We start from the raw sequence: 16,157 nt of genomic DNA, 5'->3' as shown, positions 1-16,157 counted from the left end.
CGGAGCCTAGAGCCGCGGGCGGCCAATCCGGTACCATGCCGCTTTGCCTGCGGGGAGTGGCAATGGAGTTCGTCATCTATCTGATCCTGGGCGCCGCGGCCGGCGTGCTGGCCGGGCTGTTCGGCGTCGGCGGCGGCATGATCATCGTGCCGGTGCTGGTCTACAGCTTTCAGGTCCAGGGCTTCGCCCCCGAGGTGCTCACCCACATGGCGGTCGGCACCTCGCTGGCCACCATCGCCTTCACCTCGATCAACTCGATCCGCGCCCACCACAAGCGCGGCGCGGTGCGCTGGGAGATCGTGCGCTGGCTGACCCTCGGCATCCTCGGCGGCAGCGTGCTCGGCGGCCTGACCGCCTCCTTGCTGCAGGGCGAGTGGTTGCAGAAGATCATCGGCGTGTTCGCCATCAGCATGGCCGCGCAGATGGCCTTCAACCTGCAGCCCAAGGCCAGCGGCGGCGTGCCCGGCAAGGCCGGTCTCGGCGGCGCCGGCACGGTGATCGGCTGGGCCTCGGCGATCATCGGCATCGGCGGCGGCTCGCTGACCGTGCCCTTCCTCAGCTGGCGCAGCGTGCCGATGCAGCAGGCAGTGGCCACCTCGGCGGCCTGCGGCCTGCCCATCGCCGTGGCCAGCGCGCTGAGCTTCATGTGGCTGGGTCACGGCGAAGCCCAGCTGCCGGACTGGAGCCTGGGCTTCGTCTACCTGCCGGCGGTGGTCGGCATCGCCGCCACCTCGATGTTCTTCGCCCGCTTCGGCGCGCAGCTGGCGCACAAGCTGTCGCCGCTGGTGCTCAAGCGCCTGTTCGCCCTGCTGCTGCTTGCCGTCGGCCTGAATTTCCTGCTCTGAGGACCTGACATGCTGGTTTTCCCGCAGATCGACCCGGTGGCCGTCGCCCTCGGCCCGCTGAAGATCCACTGGTACGGCCTGATGTACCTGGTCGGCATCGGCGGCGCCTGGTGGCTGGCCTCCCGCCGCCTGGCGCGCTTCGATGCCGCCTGGACGCGCGACACCCTCTCCGACCTGGTGTTCTGGGCCGCCTGCGGCGTGGTCCTCGGCGGCCGCTTCGGCTACGTGGTGTTCTACAACTTCGAGCAGTTCCTGGCCGACCCGCTGTGGCTGCTGCGCATCTGGGAGGGCGGCATGTCCTTCCACGGCGGCTTCCTCGGCGTGATGCTGGCGATGTGGTGGTTCGGCCGGCGCACCGGCAAGCGCCTGTTCGAGCTGCTCGACTTCATCGCCCCGCTGGTACCGCTGGGCCTCGGCGCCGGGCGCATCGGCAACTTCATCAACGCCGAGCTGTGGGGCAAGCCCACCGACCTGCCGTGGGCGATGCTGTTCCCGGCCTGGAGCGATCCGGCGCAGCTCGCCCGCCATCCCTCGCAGCTGTACCAGTTCGCCCTCGAGGGCGTGGCGCTGTTCGTCATCCTCTGGCTGTACTCCAACAAGCCGCGGCCGACCATGGCGGTGTCCGGGCTGTTCGCCGCCTGCTACGGCTGCTTCCGCTTCCTCGTGGAGTTCGTCCGCGTGCCGGACGCCCAGCTCGGCTACCTGGCCGGCGGCTGGCTGACCATGGGCCAGCTGCTCAGCCTGCCGATGATCCTCGGCGGCATCGGCCTGATGGTCTACGCCTACCGGCGCCAGGCGCAGGCGGCCTGAACCGCCATCCTGCCGGACACACCCTGTAGGGGCGAATTCATTCGCCAGCGTGGCCCCGGTCAGGCGAATGAATTCGCCCCTACGGTCATCCGGGAATCCTTGAAGGCAAGGCGTGCGGCTCTTACCATTGGCCGCTTTCGCCTGCCCCGGTGTTCCCGATGAAACAGTACCTCGACCTGATGCGCCGCGTGCGCGAGACCGGCACCTTCAAGGCCGACCGTACCGGCACCGGCACCTGGTCGGTGTTCGGCCACCAGATGCGCTTCGACCTGGCCGACGGCTTCCCGCTGGTGACCACCAAGAAGTGCCACCTGAAATCCATCATCCACGAGCTGCTGTGGTTCCTCAGGGGCGAGACCAACATCCGCTACCTCAAGGAAAACGGCGTCTCCATCTGGGACGAGTGGGCCGACGAGAACGGCGAGCTGGGCCCGGTGTACGGCTACCAGTGGCGCAGCTGGCCGGCGCCCAACGGCGAGTCGATCGACCAGATCGCCAACCTGATCGAGATGATCCGGAAGAACCCCGACTCGCGCCGGCTGATCGTCTCCGCGTGGAACCCGGCGCTGGTCGAGCAGATGGCCCTGCCGCCGTGCCACGCGCTGTTCCAGTTCTACGTCGCCGACGGCAAGCTCTCCTGCCAGCTGTACCAGCGCTCGGCGGACATCTTCCTCGGCGTGCCGTTCAACATCGCCAGCTACGCCCTGCTGACGATGATGGTGGCGCAGGTCTGCGACCTCGAGCCCGGCGAGTTCGTCTGGACCGGCGGCGACTGCCACCTGTACGCCAACCATCTGGAGCAGACCGACCTGCAGCTGTCGCGCGAGCCCCTGCCGCTGCCGCAGATGAAGCTGAACCCGACGGTGAAGGACCTGTTCGCCTTCCGCTTCGAGGACTTCGAGCTGGTCGGCTACCAGAGCCACCCGCACATCAAGGCGCCGGTGGCGGTCTGACCCCCCGAATGCACGAGGCCCCGCGCGGCAGTTGCCGGGCGGGGCCTCGTGCCGTTCAGCGGCCGATCAGAGGCTGAGCAGCCACAGGCTTATGCCGGGGAACAGCGTCAGCAGGACGATGCGCAGGATGTCCGAGGTGATGAAGGGCACCACGCCCCTGGCGGTTTCGGTCAGCGCCACGTTGCCGGCGGCGCGCTGGACGATGAACAGGTTCATCCCCAGCGGCGGCGTCACCAGGCCGATCTCCACCACCATCAGGGCGAGGATGCCGAACCAGATCGACTTCTCGGAAGGATCCAGGCCGAAGAAGTCCAGGCCCATGATCACCGGGTAGAAGATCGGGATGGTGAGCAGGATCATCGCCAGCGAGTCCATCACGCAGCCGAGCAGCAGGTAGAGGATGAGGATCGCCGCCAGTACCAGCATCGGTGCCAGACCGCTGTTCTTCACCCACTCGGCCAGCTCGTTGGGCATCTGGGTCAGCGCCAGGCCCGAGTTGAGCAGATCGGCGCCGAGCAGCACGAGGAAGATCATCGCGGTGGTCTCGGCAGTGCCGAGCAGGCTGGTGCGGATGCCTTCCCAGCGCATGCCGCCCTGGATCACCGCGAGGATGCCGCAGGCCGCGGCGCCGATGGAGGCCGCCTCGGTGGGGTTGGACCAGCCGCCGTAGATGCCGACGATCACCACGATGAACACGCCGACCACCGGCAGCACGCCGATCGTGGCCTTGATCCGCTCGCTGGCGGTGGCCTTGCGCTGCTCGTTGGCATGGCCGCCTTCACGGGCGACCATGATGCGCAGCACGATCATGTAGCCGATCACCGCGAGGATGCCGGGGATCACCGCCGCGACGAACAGCTTGGCGATGGACTCCTGGGTCAGCACGGCGTAGATGATCAGCGGCACCGACGGCGGGATGAGGATGCCCAGGGTGCCGCCGGCGGCCACGGTGGCGGTGGCCAGGCGGCCGGAGTAGTTGTAGCGGCGCAGCTCGGGCAGGGCCACGTGGCTCATGGTCGCCGCGGTGGCCAGCGAGGAGCCGCAGATGGCGCCGAAGCCGGCGCAGGCGCCGATGGCCGACATGCCCAGACCGCCCTTCCAGTGGCCGATGAAGGCCGCGGCGCAGCGGAAGATGGCGCGCGACAGGCCGCCGTGGGTGGCGAACTGGCCCATCAGCACGAACAGCGGGATCACCGCCAGGTCGTAGTTGGACAGGCGCGAGTAGGCCAGGTTGTTGAGGGTGAACAGCAGCGAGGACAGGTCGCCGTCGTTGACCGCCCAGAAGCAGGCGGCGCCGCCGATCAGCATGGTGATGCCGATGTGCACGCGCAGGGCCAGCAGGGTCAGGGTGATGGCCAGGGCGATCAGGCCGAGACTCAGACCGCTCATGGACGACCTCCGGACAGACAGACGGAAACCCGGTAGGCGCTGGCCAGTGCCAGCAGGATCAGGCTGGGCACGATCAGCCCCAGCGGGATCCACATCGGGATCGACAGCAGGGTGGACACGTCGCCGTACTCCAGGTTGTCGCGCAGCTGCAGCGCGGTGCGCCAGGCCAGGATCAGCGCCCCGCTCATGCACAGCAGATGGGCCACGGCATCCAGCAGGCGCTGGGCGCCGGCGGGCAGCTTCATGGTGAAGGTATCGACCTTGATGTGGGTGGCGCGCACCTCGCACAGCGGCAGGAAGGCGGCGATGGCGATGGACGCGCCGATCTCCATCAGCTCGATGTCGCCGCGGATCGGCGTATTGAACAGCTTGCGGCCGATGATCGACACCAGCGACATGTTGATCAGCGCCAGCAGCACCACGCCGCCGGCAAGGGCGAAAGCTTGGCAGGCCAGATAAAGAACGCGGCCCAGAGGGCCGCGTTGCAGTTCCAGGCCGCCTTCGAGGGAAAGCGACTCAGCCATGATGGATTACCGGGCCTGGGCCTGAACCTGGGCCTGAGCCGCGGCGATCTCGCGCACGCCCTTGAGCATGGCGTCGCCGTCGACGCCCTTGGCGGCGACTTCCTTCACCCAGTTCTGCGCCACCGGCTCGGCGGCCTTCTGCATGGCCGCGTAGTTCTCGGCGCTGATGTTGACGATCTGCTCGGCCGGGGTGGCCTTGACCGCGCCTTCCATGTGCTTGTCCCAGACGTTGCTGATCATGTCGTTGAGCGCCGGGCCGCTGTTGCGCTCGATGACCTCCTGCAGGTCCTTGGGCAGGCTGGCGAACTTCTTCTCGTTCATCAGCATGGTCAGCACGGTGCTGGTCAGCGACGGCGAGCCGGCCGGCGGCTCGCTGTGGAAGCTGGTCACTTCGTCGACCTTGACGTCGCGGATGGTGCTCCAGGTGAACAGCACGCCGTCGATCACGCCCTTGGACAGCGACTCGGTCATCTGCGGCGGCGGCATGCTCACCGGCGCGGCGCCGAGCGACTCGACCAGCAGCGCCGAGGCGCGGTGCGAGGCGCGCAGCTTCATGCCCTTGAGGTCGTCGAGGCTGGTGATCGCCTTGCTGCGGGTATGGAAGCCCATGCCGCCGTCGCCGTGCATGGCCAGCACCTTGTAGCCCTTGAAGTCGTCCTTGGCGTACTGCTCGTAGAACTTCCAGATGATCGGGTCGCTGTTGCGCGCACCGTAGGGCATCAGGAACGGCTGCTCGACCGCCTCGATGCGCGGGAACTTGCCGGGCGAGTAGGACGGTGCGGTCCAGACGATGTCGGCCACGCCGTTGCGCACCATGTCGGCCAGCTTGGCCGGGGTGCCACCGAGCTGCATGGACGGATAGATCTGGCACTCGAGTCGACCGGCGGACTCCTCCTTCAGCTTGGCGCACCAGGGCTCGAACATCTCGCGCTGCTGGTAGGAGGTGGAAGGCAGGAAGTGGCCGAACTTGAGGGTATAGGTCTCGGCGGCCTGGGCGGAGGCGGCGCAAGCGAAGGCGGTGACCAGTGCGGCCAGCTTGAGGCGTTTCATGTGATGCTCCCGAATTATTCTTGTATCGGCTTGTAGGGCTCTGAGGCTCTGATCAGCACGCGGCAGCGCGGGGCGGATAGCGAGCCCTTGTCGCCGAGCATACCCAAAAAGAGACACAGATCAACAAGCAAAAAGTCTATTTCGGTATCCCTTGCCGGCATGTGCAGGCCTCGCAACACCCCGCACAAACTGCATGACCAGCCACGCTACCGCATGAAACCTGCATTCCAGAGCCGTCGCAGGAAACAAGAGCAGATTCACGAGCAGCCGGCAAACGATACAAAAATCATGAAAACAACCTCAGCACCTGAACAAATATTCTGAGCCCGGCCCCTCCTCCCCTGCGGCGAGGCGCCCGTCCCCTCCGCCAGCGGCCCCGCGGCAGGATTTTTCCGAAAGTGTGGCGGGCATCGAGGAGCGGCGGGCCGCCATCGCGCAGAATCCGCAACCCGGTGCAGGAGCGCATCGACTCCTGAGCATTGCATGGACGCTACATGGACGCACGAGGAATGGGCGCCGCCTCTCCGGCGCTCGATACGGGCCTGGCCTGCCTGGTCATGCTCGCCCGCTTTCACAACCTGGCCGCCTCGCCCGAGCAGCTGGCCCACGAGTTCGCCGAGGACGGCCGCGCCTTCGGCCGGGCCGAGCTGCTGCTGGCGGCCAGGAAACTGGGCCTCAAGGCCAAGACCGCACGCAGCCGGGTCGGGCGCCTCGCCCATACCCCGCTACCCGCCATCGCGCTCGACAACGACGGGCGCTTCTTCATCATCGCGCGCATCGACGACGGCAAGGCGCTGATCCACGACCCGCAGGCCCAGCGCCCCGAGGTGCTGGACTTCGCGGAACTCGAGGCGCGCTGGAGCGGCGAGCTGGTCCTGCTCCGCTCCGAGGCGTCGCTGGCCGGCGAGCTGGCGAAGTTCGACTTCACCTGGTTCATCCCGTCCATCGTCAAATACCGCAAGCTGCTCGGCGAAGTGCTGCTGGTGTCCTTCGTCCTGCAGATCTTCGCGCTGCTCACGCCGCTGTTCTTCCAGGTGGTGATGGACAAGGTGCTGGTGCATCGCGGCCTCAGCACCCTGGACGTGATCGCCATCGGCCTGCTCGGCATCATGCTGTTCGAGACGCTGCTCAGCGGCCTGCGCAGCTACGTGTTCGCCCACACCGCGAGCCGCATCGACGTCGAGCTGGGCTCGCGGCTGTTCCGCCATCTGGTCAGCCTGCCGCTGGCCTGGTTCCAGGCGCGCCGGGTCGGCGATTCGGTGGCGCGGGTGCGCGAGCTGGAGAACATCCGCAGCTTCCTCACCGGCAACGCCATCACCCTGCTCCTCGACGTGCTGTTCTCGGTGGTGTTCATCGCCGTGATGTTCCACTACAGCGGCTGGCTGACCCTGGTGGTGGTCCTCTCGCTGCCGCTGTACTTCCTCATTTCCCTGCTCGTCACCCCGCTGCTGCGCGCCCGCCTGCAGGAGAGCTTCAACCGCGGCGCGGAGAACCAGGCCTTCCTGGTCGAGACGGTCAACGGCATCGACACCCTCAAGGCGATGGCGGTGGAGCCGCAGATCGGCCGCAAGTGGGACAACCAGCTGGCCGGCTACGTGGCGGCCAGCTTCAAGACCCAGACCCTGTCGACCATCGCCAACGAGAGCGTCGGCCTGGTCGGCAAGCTGGTGACCGTCGCCACCCTCTGGCTGGGCGCGCGCCTGGTGATCGACGGCGACCTCACGGTGGGCCAGCTGATCGCCTTCAACATGCTCGCCGGACGCGTCGCCCAGCCGATCATGCGCCTGGCCCAGCTGTGGACCAGCTTCCAGCAGACCGGGGTGTCGGTGCAGCGTCTCGGCGACATCCTCAACACGCGTACCGAGCTGTCCCAGGCCACGCGCAGCGCCCTGCCGCCGCTCAAGGGCGAGATCGAGTTCGACCAGGTGCACTTCCGCTACCGCCCGGACGGCTCGGAGATCCTGCGCGGCATCGGCCTGCACATCCGTCCCGGCGAGGTGATCGGCGTGGTCGGCCGCTCCGGCTCCGGCAAGAGCACCCTGACCCGCCTGCTGCAACGCCTCTACGTGCCCGAGCGCGGGCGCGTGCTGGTCGACGGCATGGACCTGGCGCTGGCCGACGTCTCCTCGCTGCGCCGGCAGATCGGCGTGGTGCTGCAGGACAACATGCTGTTCGCCCGCAGCATCCGCGAGAACATCGCCCTGACTGACCCCGGCGCGCCCATCGAGGCGGTGATCCAGGCCGCCCGCCTGGCCGGCGCCCACGAGTTCATCCTCGAACTGCCGGAAGGCTACGACACAGTGGTCGGCGAGCACGGCGCCTCGCTGTCCGGCGGCCAGCGCCAGCGCATCGCCATCGCCCGCGCGCTGATGGGCAATCCGCGCATCCTGATCTTCGACGAGGCCACCAGCGCACTGGACTACGAGTCGGAGCGGATCATCCAGCAGAACATGAAGGCCATCTGCCAGGGACGCACGGTGATCATCATCGCCCACCGGCTGTCCGCCGTGCGCGACGCCAACCGCATCCTGGTCATGGACCGCGGGCAGATCGTCGAGCAGGGCAGCCATGCCGAACTGCTGACCCACCAGGCCGGCCACTACTCGCGGCTGTACCGCCTGCAACAGGGGGACGCCGCATGAGCCAGCCATCCGCCACCCGCGCCTTGCTGCGCCGCTACCGCAGCGTCTGGCGCCACGCCTGGCGCCACCGCAAGGAGATGGACGCACCGCAGCGCCTGAGCCATGAAGTGCAGTTCCTGCCCGCCGCCCTGGCCCTGCAGGAGCAGCCGGTGCACCCGGCGCCGCGCTACATCCAGTGGGCGATCATGGCCTTCGCCGCCCTGGCCCTGCTGTGGGCCTGTCTCGGCGAAATCGACGTGGTCGCCACCGCCAGCGGCAAGATCGTGCCCAGCGGCAAGAGCAAGGTCATCCAGCCCAGCGAGGTCGCGGTAGTCAAGGCCATCCACGTGCGCGATGGCCAGGCGGTGAAGGCCGGCGAACTGCTGGTCGAGCTGGATGCGCAGATCACCGGCGCCGACGTCGAGCGACTGAAGAATGACCTGCTGGCCGCTCAGGTCGACAGCGCCCGCGCCGGCGCCCTGCTGGATGCGATCCAGAATCGCCGCGAGCCGCCGTCGCTGGCCGAGCGCCTGGCGCAGGCCAGCGCCGAGCAGCAACTGGCCGCCCAGCGCTGGCTGCAGGGCCAGTACCTGGAGCTGCGCAGCACCCTCGCCCAGGTCGAGGCGGAGATCGAGCAGCGCTCCGCGGAAATCCGCGCCGCCCAGGCCAGCGTGGCCTCGCTGCAGAAAACCCTGCCGATCACCCGCGAGCTGGCCGCGGACTACCACAACCTGCTGGAGCGCAAGTTCATCTCCAAGCATGCCTGGCTGGAGAAGGAGCAGCAGCGCCTCGACCAGGAGCGCGAACTGGCGGTCCAGCAGGTGCGCATCGCCGAGCTGAACGCGGCGCGAAAGGCCGCCGAGAGCCGCCATGCCGGCGTCCTCGCCCAGACCCGCCGCGCCATGCTCGACCTGCAGCACGAGTCCGGACAGCGCGCCGCGGCGCTGACCCAGGAGCTCAGGAAGGCCGAACAGCGCAACCGCCTGATGGCCCTCACCGCCCCGGTGGACGGCACCGTCCAGCAACTGGCCATCCACACCCAGGGCGGCGTGGTCACCGAGGCCCAGCCGCTGATGGTCATCGTGCCCAGCGACGCGCCGGTGGAAGTGGAGGCCATGCTGGAGAACAAGGACATCGGCTTCGTCCGCCCGGGGCAGGAGGTCGAGATCAAGGTCGAGACCTTCACCTTTACCAAGTACGGGGTGGTGCACGGCGTGGTGACCAGCATCTCCAACGACGCCATCGAGGACGAAAGGCTCGGACTGGTGTACAGCGCGCGGATTCGGCTCGAGGAGAACCGGCTTCGCGTGGGGGATCGGGATATTGCGCTGTCGCCGGGGATGGCGGTGCGGGCGGAGGTCAAGACCGACAAGAGAAAGGTGATCGACTACTTCCTGAGTCCGCTCAAGAAATATCAGAACGAGAGCTTGATCGAAAGGTAGCCCCACCCAGCAAACCAGCAAGACAGCCCTGAATATCCGGCACAAATGAAATCACTGACAACCACGAAGAACATACATCCATCATCCGCACTGCATGTCTGTCTTGTTCAAAAACAGCATGAACATGGATTTTTGAATCCATCGAACATACCACGACCTGCAGAGCAAATCCCGGAACACCCCTGAATCAGAGCTTACCAACCAGCCATTCACACTCAAGAAATTTCATCCCTCTGAGACTATGGGCATGGCGCAGAAAACACCTTGGCGAACCTTACGACAGAGCGCTTACTTTCTAATTGGCCTGACAGTACCTGCCAGCTATCTTGCCTGGAAAACCCAAGCAGCCGAGAGTTTGACAGCCGGCGCTCACTCGCCGCAAAGGGGTCTTGACCAACACGCCCAGAACTATTTCATTGGGGATCTTGGAGGAATGAAGGTCCATATCCCGAAATACTGCGCAGAGCATGTTGAATACGATGCAGACCCGGGCTTTGGCGAACGCCGGAAAGGACCTGAACCAGAGCGCACCGTCGACTCAAGGCTACGCAGCTTTGGAATTGACGCGCGTTTTCCAGAAATGAAATGCAAGCAGAGCAAGGCAATGCAGGAGGATTATCGTCATCAGTTTTTGAGCCAGAACAACAACTGGGTCAGCATCGGCATAAATGCCGGCGAAATATATCCTGGCGCAGAGGCTGCGAACAGGCATGCAGGATATGTCAAGCGCAGCATTGAAAAGCCAACCGAGTTCTGGTTCGAGAACTACGAACGAATTCCTGAATTGGTCTTTGGGCTGGATGCTTACGTAGTGAAGGGCATCGATCCCTACTCTGGCAGTCCAGCCAGGGAAAGCGAAAAAACCAACGACAAATTCTTCAGTTACGACAAGTCTGGTGCTGCCGACACATACATCTCGTGCAGCAAGACAAATGTATCTGGCGGCGTATCAACCTGCGCCATGAAATTCAGCATGGAGCCGACCGCCAAAGCCCTCGTCAACATTCGTTTTGCCAGATCACTACTTCCACAATGGCGCAACATCCGGCAGTCGACCATTGACCTGCTAACGAGCTTTGCTACCCCAAAAGAGGACCTTGTTCGATCAGCCAGACAGAGTTCAAACAGGAATTGACTCCACACTTACACGAATAGAAGGAACTGGACCATGCCACAAGCAGTAACGAGTACCCAACTCAACAACCTTCAACAATCCGTTCAATCCGGCGGGGTAGGTGCCGCCGCGCAAGCATATGGCAACCTCTATGCGCAAGGATACAACTATGCCGGCTGGGCAGGAGGCGTTGCCACAGGAGACACCATCAGCGGACAGGCCGCCTTGAGCTATCTGCAAGGAACAGCCATGATGGGCATGGGCGGTGACCAGTGCCGAAATCTGACTCAGCAGCAGATCGACAAGATCCGCACCGACATGGCAAATCAGACTTTGGAAAAATACAAAGAGATTGCCAGAGACAATGGCGGCATCCTTGATCGCGACTTGACATACCAAGAGACAAAAGATATCCACGACAAGGTCTTTCGGGAAAACTCCCTGAGCCTTGACAACTGGACTCTGAATACCCCCATGGAACTCATCCGCGAAAAGTATGGAGACCAAGCGGTTGAGAACCTGTGGAAACAAATACGCGATACTGGCGGAGATGGTGCCGACGCAGCAATGATCAACTCCATCTTGCTGACATTCATGAAGGGTGCGCAGGACTCGCAAAACCCCGAAACACGACAGAAGGCCGATTCATGGCTGGATCAATTCGATGAACTCTCCGAATGGTGGGACGTAATCAGCGATTTCGTCTCCACAAACTTCACTTCTGCCCTGAACTTCATCCAACGCAGCGACCCTCTAACCCTTGATGTTGACGGCGATGGCATCGAAACTGTCTCTGCAAACTCAGGCATCACCTTCGACTTCGACGGCGACGGCCTGAAAACCGGCACCGGCTGGATCAAGGGTGACGACGCCCTGCTGGTTCGCGACCTCGACGGCAACGGCCGGATCGACAACGGCAGCGAGCTGTTCGGCGTCGACACCATCAAGCGCGACGGCAGCAAGGCCAGGGACGGCTTCGACGCCCTGCGCGAACTGGACAGCAACGCCGACGGCGTGTTCGACGCCCAGGACGAGCACTTCGCCAGCGTGCGGGTCTGGCAGGATCGCAACCAGGATGGCGTATCCCAGAGCAACGAACTGAAGACACTGAACGAGCACGGCATCGCCTCCATCAGTCTCGGCTCGACGGCCGCCAGCCAGAACTCCAACGGCAACCTGATCAGCGCGACCGGCAGCTACACCCGCAGCGATGGCACACAAGGTTCGCTGGCCAATCTGGACTTGGCAGCCAACGCCTTCTATCGCCAGTTCACCGACCGCATCGCCCTCGACGACACCGCGAAAGCCCTGCCCAACATGCAAGGTTCCGGCGCCGTACGCGACCTGCGCGAAGCCAGCATGCTCAACGCCGGCCTAAAATCCGTCCTTGGCGAATACGGCGCAGCCGAAACGCGTCAGGAACAGCTCGCGCTGCTCGATCGGCTGATTGCCGAATGGGCGGGTAGTTCGGGGTATCGGACCTTCGACCAGCGGGTCAGCGATCTCGGCACCGATGCCTACAAGGTCGAATTCGCCTACTCCTGGGAAAAGCCGACTGCCAGCTTTGCCGTAGGCAGCACCAGCGGCGGCAGCGGAAGTGGCGGCTCGATAGCCATCACCGAAGGATTGACGTCCACAGGACCCACGGCAGCGCAACTCGAGAAGGCGGCGCTGCTGGAGAAGATCAAGTTCCTGGAGGTTTTCAACGCCCAGAACTTCTTCAACTTCACTCGGCCCGCCAGTACCAGCGACAACGACGGCCTCAGGTTCAGCGCCAGCATCTCCAGCGGAAGCATGAACGGCGGCAGCGTCGGCGGGAGCATCAGCATCGCCGGACAGACCTTCTACATCACCGAGCAAGACATCTCCATCAATGCCGGGCAGGCAGCGCTCATCAATCAGGCCTATGCCGCCCTGCGCGAATCCATCTATCAAGGACTTCTGCTGCAGACCCGCCTCGAGCCATACATCAAGGAGATTTCGCTCGACCTCGGCGAGAACGGCTTCACCTTCGACTTCAGCGGCATTCTTGCAAAGCTGGAAGAAACTCGCGCAAGCGACCCGGTCAAGGCGACCGTCGACCTGTTCGAGTTGAGCAAGGAAAAATTTGCCGGCGTCAGCGTTGCCATCCACGAATCGGCCCTGATCGGCGAGTGGATACAGCAACTCACCTCCGCGCAAATCGAAGAACTCAAGGCTCAATTCGGTCCTGAAAGCCGGGTCGTGATCGATACGGCGAATGCTGGAAGCCTGCAAGGCGGCAACGGCACCGACTTCCTGCTCGGGATCGGCGGCAACGACACCCTGCGCGGCGGCGAAGGCAACGACTATCTGGACGGCGGCGCCGGCAACGACTCCCTGCAGGGCGGCAACGGTAACGACCTGCTGCTCGGTGGTGAGGGCAACGACTACCTCTACGGCGAGAACGGCAACGACGTCCTCGACGGCGGTGCCGGCAACGACTACCTCAGCGGCGGCGCCGGCTCCGACGTCTACCGCTTCGCCCGCGGCTGGGGGCAGGACACCATCAGCGACTACGACACCAGCGCCGGCAAGCTCGACGCCATCGAGTTCGCCGACGACATCGCCCCGGACGACATCCGCATCACCCGCTCCGGCGACAGCCTGGTGCTCTCGCTGGCCGGCAGCACCGACCGGGTCACCGTCTCCAGCTACTTCCACCAGGACGCCAGCGGCCCCTACAAGGTCGAGGAGATCCGCTTCGCCGACGGCACCGCCTGGTCGATCGAGCAGGTCAAGGTCATGGCCCTGCAGAGCACCGACGGCAACGACACCCTCTACGGCTATGCCAGCGACGATGCCATCGCCGGCGGTCTGGGTAACGACACCCTCTACGGCCGCGCCGGCAACGACGCCCTCGACGGCGCAGCCGGCGACGACCGCCTCTACGGCGAGGACGGCAACGACGCGCTGAGCGGCGGCGCCGGCAACGACTCCCTGCAGGGCGGCAACGGCAACGACTCCCTGCTCGGTGGTGAGGGCAACGACTACCTCTACGGCGAGAACGGCAACGACGTCCTCGACGGCGGCGCCGGCAACGACTACCTCAGCGGCGGCGCCGGCTCCGACACCTACCTGTTCGGCAAGGGCGCGGGCCAGGATACCGTCTACAACTACGACACCAGCCCGGACAGCCTGGATACCCTGCTGTTCGGCGGTGACGTGGGCGTGGAGGACATCTGGTTCCGCCGCAGCGGCTCGAACCTGGAGGTGAGCATCATCGGCTCAGGCGACAAGGCCACCATCAGCAACTGGTACTCGGGCGGCAGCTACCACCTGGACCAGTTCAAGACCGCCGATGGCAAGACCCTGCTGGAAGGTCAGGTGCAGAGCCTGGTCGACGCCATGGCCGCCTTTGGCGTGCCGGCCGGCGGCGAGGGCAATCTCGGTGCCGAGCAGAAGCTCCAGCTGGAGACGGTGATCGCCGCCAACTGGCAGTGATCGGGCTGGCCTGAGCAGTGGACGGGGTATTCGTGGCGAATACCCCGTCCTGGCATGAGTAACCAGGGCGGAAAACCGTCCGACAATCCCACCTCGGGATTTTTCCGAAAACGTGGCGGCCGTCGAGGTCTAGTGGACGCCTGTCCCCCAGAATCCTCTGACTGGATGCAGGATCGCATCCAGTCCTTCGGACAATGCACGGAAGCACCATGAGCGAACAAGGAATGAACGCCGTCCCTCAGGCGCTCGCTGCAAGTCTGCCCCGCCTGGTCAGTCCCGCCCGCTTGCAAAGCCTGGCAACCGTGCCGAAGCCGCTTGCTCAAGAACCCGCTGAAGATGGCCACATGTTTGGCCGAACTGGATCGCCACCAGGGCACAACGCCCGATACGCCTCGCCGGCACCGTGCAGCAACTGGCCATCCACACCCAGGGCGGCGTGGTCAGCGAGGCCCAGCCGCTGATGGTGATCGTCCCCAGCGACGCACCGGTGGAAGTGGAAGCGATGCTGGAGAACAAGGACATCGGCTTCGTCCGCCCGAGGCAGGAGGTCGAGACCTTCACCTTTACCAAGTACGGGGTGGCGCACGGCGTGGTGACCAGTGTTTCCAACGATGCCATTGAGGACGAGAAACTGGGGCTGGTGTACGGCGCGCGGATTCGGCTCAAGGAAAACAGTATCCAGGTTGGAGGCAACCATATCGCGCTATCGCCAGGCATGATGGTCAGGTCTGAAGTGAAAACGGATAAGCGGAAGGTAATCGAATATTTTCTGAGTCCTTTACAAAAACACGTGAATGAGAGTTTAAGTGAACGATGAGCCCCAAAGACAAAATCAATATAATTAATAGGGTGGAAGTCAAAATTCACCTACCAGCAATAGCGGCGGCTTGGTTTGGATCAAGTGTTTTATTGGGATGGTTACTATCTTTTATTACTCAGCCTTTTGATTTAATAAAATTGCTTTACTCCAATTATCAAGGACATATAGAGAGATATAATATATTCTGTCTAGTCATGATCGTCGCGCTATTTCTGACGCCATTAATATTTCTACTTTCCTTGAAAAATGGATTTAGCTTCGTCTCGCTCCGTAGCGGAGGTGGATTGATCTTTTCCATTTTCGCCGTCCTCGGGATTCTGGTTGGATTAGGGGCGGTAGGCTTTGAGGGGAAAAATAAGTTTTCACAAATTGCGAGAGGGATTGTTCATAACCTAGATTGGCTGGGTGCGGCTCTAATTAGTTTTATTGGACTCTATCTATTTGTTTCATGCATTGTCGTTATATTAAAAAACGGAAGGAACCATTAAGATGACAGATGATGCAGGTTTTGAAAGTCTTTTCAAGAGTTATTGGTCAAACGTCGCTGGCGTATTAGGTAGTATCTCCAACGATGCCATCGAGGATGAGCGTCTCGGGCTGGTGTATAGCGCACGGATTCAGATCCATGAAAGTCGTATCCGTGTGGGCGAGAATGATATCGCCCTGTCGCCGGGGATGTCGGTCAGGGCGGAGGTGAAGACCGACAAGCGCAAGGTTATCGACTACTTTCTCAGTCCGATTCAGCAGTATGTCGATGAAAGTTTAGTGGGGCGCTGACCTTGGCGTGATGTGTGGGGGCTTTATGTTTTTTCTTGGCGCGCTATTGGTTTTTTATTTTTATGGAAAGGATTGATAGTATGCATGCGGGTAATTTTCGTCGAGTTATGGTTGATTCATTTTATGGCTCACATTTCCCAGTCTGGATATTTCTGCTTGTCTTTGTCGCTTGGGTTTTCGGGTTTTTCGGAGGTGGGGTGGCTAGCTCGTTTTATGATGCCTTGGCGGCGGCAAAAACTGAGTGCAACACCTGACCTTTCCGGTACGGTGTTGCCATGTCTTACTACGAACTCAGCATTGAAGAGCGCTCCAACATCCAGGTCGGTCTGCTGCGCGGCATGAGCCAGAGG

General features: G+C 63.3%; 13 protein-coding genes and 1 pseudogene. 10 read left to right on the top strand and 4 right to left on the bottom strand.

Annotation, left to right across the window (positions count from 1 at the left end):
- Positions 1-62 precede the first annotated feature (62 nt).
- The 3 genes from RA210_RS06080 to RA210_RS06070 all read left to right on the top strand — a co-directional run bounded on the left by RA210_RS06080 (position 63) and on the right by RA210_RS06070 (position 2,608).
- Positions 63-845, top strand: a complete 783-nt coding sequence (locus RA210_RS06080; RefSeq protein ID WP_136491544.1) for a sulfite exporter TauE/SafE family protein — start codon at positions 63-65, stop codon at positions 843-845.
- A gap of 9 nt (positions 846-854) precedes the next feature.
- Positions 855-1,655, top strand: a complete 801-nt coding sequence (gene lgt, locus RA210_RS06075) for a prolipoprotein diacylglyceryl transferase (RefSeq protein ID WP_201485738.1) — start codon at positions 855-857, stop codon at positions 1,653-1,655.
- A 158-nt stretch (positions 1,656-1,813) separates the two neighbouring features.
- Positions 1,814-2,608 carry a thymidylate synthase gene (locus tag RA210_RS06070; protein WP_201485737.1) on the top strand — a complete coding sequence of 265 codons (795 nt, stop codon included), beginning with the start codon at positions 1,814-1,816 and terminating at the stop codon, positions 2,606-2,608.
- Positions 2,609-2,674: 66 nt separating this feature from the next.
- Here the strand turns inward: RA210_RS06070 and RA210_RS06065 are convergent, their stop codons facing one another.
- From RA210_RS06065 to RA210_RS06055, 3 genes are read right to left on the bottom strand one after another with little or no spacing between them, the layout of a single operon-like run.
- Positions 2,675-3,997 (bottom strand): TRAP transporter large permease, encoded by a 1,323-nt coding sequence (locus RA210_RS06065; RefSeq protein WP_201485736.1) that lies wholly within the window; start codon positions 3,995-3,997, stop codon positions 2,675-2,677.
- Positions 3,994-4,521 carry a TRAP transporter small permease gene (locus RA210_RS06060; protein ID WP_201485735.1) on the bottom strand — a complete coding sequence of 176 codons (528 nt, stop codon included), beginning with the start codon at positions 4,519-4,521 and terminating at the stop codon, positions 3,994-3,996. The genes RA210_RS06065 and RA210_RS06060 overlap by 4 nt, the downstream gene beginning before the upstream one ends.
- A 6-nt stretch (positions 4,522-4,527) precedes the next feature.
- Positions 4,528-5,571: a TRAP transporter substrate-binding protein gene (locus RA210_RS06055; protein ID WP_201485734.1), complete on the bottom strand. Its 1,044-nt coding sequence runs from the start codon at positions 5,569-5,571 to the stop codon at positions 4,528-4,530.
- Between the two features lie 494 nt (positions 5,572-6,065).
- On the opposite strand from RA210_RS06055, the gene RA210_RS06050 reads away from it, so the two are divergent.
- The 7 genes and pseudogenes from RA210_RS06050 to RA210_RS06020 all read left to right on the top strand — a co-directional run bounded on the left by RA210_RS06050 (position 6,066) and on the right by RA210_RS06020 (position 15,807).
- The gene (locus RA210_RS06050; RefSeq protein WP_201485733.1) at positions 6,066-8,213 is read left to right on the top strand and encodes a type I secretion system permease/ATPase; all 2,148 of its coding nucleotides are present in this window, start codon (positions 6,066-6,068) and stop codon (positions 8,211-8,213) included.
- Positions 8,210-9,634, top strand: coding sequence for an HlyD family type I secretion periplasmic adaptor subunit (locus RA210_RS06045; RefSeq protein WP_201485732.1), 1,425 nt, complete (start codon positions 8,210-8,212; stop codon positions 9,632-9,634). Before RA210_RS06050 ends, RA210_RS06045 begins: the two co-directional genes overlap by 4 nt.
- Before the next feature lie 247 nt (positions 9,635-9,881).
- Complete coding sequence (locus tag RA210_RS06040) at positions 9,882-10,769, top strand: hypothetical protein (RefSeq protein WP_201485731.1); 888 nt, start codon at positions 9,882-9,884, stop codon at positions 10,767-10,769.
- 33 nt (positions 10,770-10,802) lie between these two features.
- Positions 10,803-14,210, top strand: coding sequence for a calcium-binding protein (locus RA210_RS06035; protein ID WP_201485730.1), 3,408 nt, complete (start codon positions 10,803-10,805; stop codon positions 14,208-14,210).
- 397 nt (positions 14,211-14,607) lie between these two features.
- Positions 14,608-15,027: pseudogene (locus RA210_RS06030) on the top strand (HlyD family efflux transporter periplasmic adaptor subunit); the annotation flags it as partial.
- The gene (locus RA210_RS06025; RefSeq protein WP_136491744.1) at positions 15,024-15,518 is read left to right on the top strand and encodes a hypothetical protein; all 495 of its coding nucleotides are present in this window, start codon (positions 15,024-15,026) and stop codon (positions 15,516-15,518) included. The pseudogene RA210_RS06030 and the gene RA210_RS06025, both read left to right, overlap by 4 nt.
- A 1-nt stretch (position 15,519) precedes the next feature.
- A complete protein-coding gene (locus tag RA210_RS06020; RefSeq protein ID WP_305956080.1) occupies positions 15,520-15,807 on the top strand; it encodes a hypothetical protein in 288 nt (95 codons plus the stop codon).
- Between the two features lie 128 nt (positions 15,808-15,935).
- On the opposite strand, the gene RA210_RS21710 is transcribed toward RA210_RS06020, so the two are convergent.
- A partial coding sequence (locus RA210_RS21710; RefSeq protein WP_236574636.1) for a hypothetical protein occupies positions 15,936-16,157 on the bottom strand: 222 nt, incomplete at its 5' end.

The sequence above is a fragment of the Pseudomonas sp. OF001 genome, from assembly GCF_904426495.1.
Lineage (GTDB): Bacteria > Pseudomonadota > Gammaproteobacteria > Pseudomonadales > Pseudomonadaceae > Geopseudomonas.
This window is presented reverse-complemented; position numbering and strand designations above follow the sequence as displayed.

Excerpts from the sequence above, each read along its gene's own strand:
- RA210_RS06045 (WP_201485732.1), top strand. The coding sequence starts at position 8,210 with ATGAGCCAGCCATCCGCCACCCGCGCCTTGCTGCGCCGCTACCGCAGC.
- RA210_RS06055 (WP_201485734.1), bottom strand. The coding sequence starts at position 5,571 with ATGAAACGCCTCAAGCTGGCCGCACTGGTCACCGCCTTCGCTTGCGCC.
- RA210_RS06080 (WP_136491544.1), top strand. The coding sequence starts at position 63 with ATGGAGTTCGTCATCTATCTGATCCTGGGCGCCGCGGCCGGCGTGCTG.
- RA210_RS06035 (WP_201485730.1), top strand. The coding sequence starts at position 10,803 with ATGCCACAAGCAGTAACGAGTACCCAACTCAACAACCTTCAACAATCC.
- RA210_RS06060 (WP_201485735.1), bottom strand. The coding sequence starts at position 4,521 with ATGGCTGAGTCGCTTTCCCTCGAAGGCGGCCTGGAACTGCAACGCGGC.
- RA210_RS06040 (WP_201485731.1), top strand. The coding sequence starts at position 9,882 with ATGGCGCAGAAAACACCTTGGCGAACCTTACGACAGAGCGCTTACTTT.
- RA210_RS06070 (WP_201485737.1), top strand. The coding sequence starts at position 1,814 with ATGAAACAGTACCTCGACCTGATGCGCCGCGTGCGCGAGACCGGCACC.
- RA210_RS06025 (WP_136491744.1), top strand. The coding sequence starts at position 15,024 with ATGAGCCCCAAAGACAAAATCAATATAATTAATAGGGTGGAAGTCAAA.
- lgt (WP_201485738.1), top strand. The coding sequence starts at position 855 with ATGCTGGTTTTCCCGCAGATCGACCCGGTGGCCGTCGCCCTCGGCCCG.
- RA210_RS06050 (WP_201485733.1), top strand. The coding sequence starts at position 6,066 with ATGGACGCACGAGGAATGGGCGCCGCCTCTCCGGCGCTCGATACGGGC.
- RA210_RS06065 (WP_201485736.1), bottom strand. The coding sequence starts at position 3,997 with ATGAGCGGTCTGAGTCTCGGCCTGATCGCCCTGGCCATCACCCTGACC.
- RA210_RS06020 (WP_305956080.1), top strand. The coding sequence starts at position 15,520 with ATGACAGATGATGCAGGTTTTGAAAGTCTTTTCAAGAGTTATTGGTCA.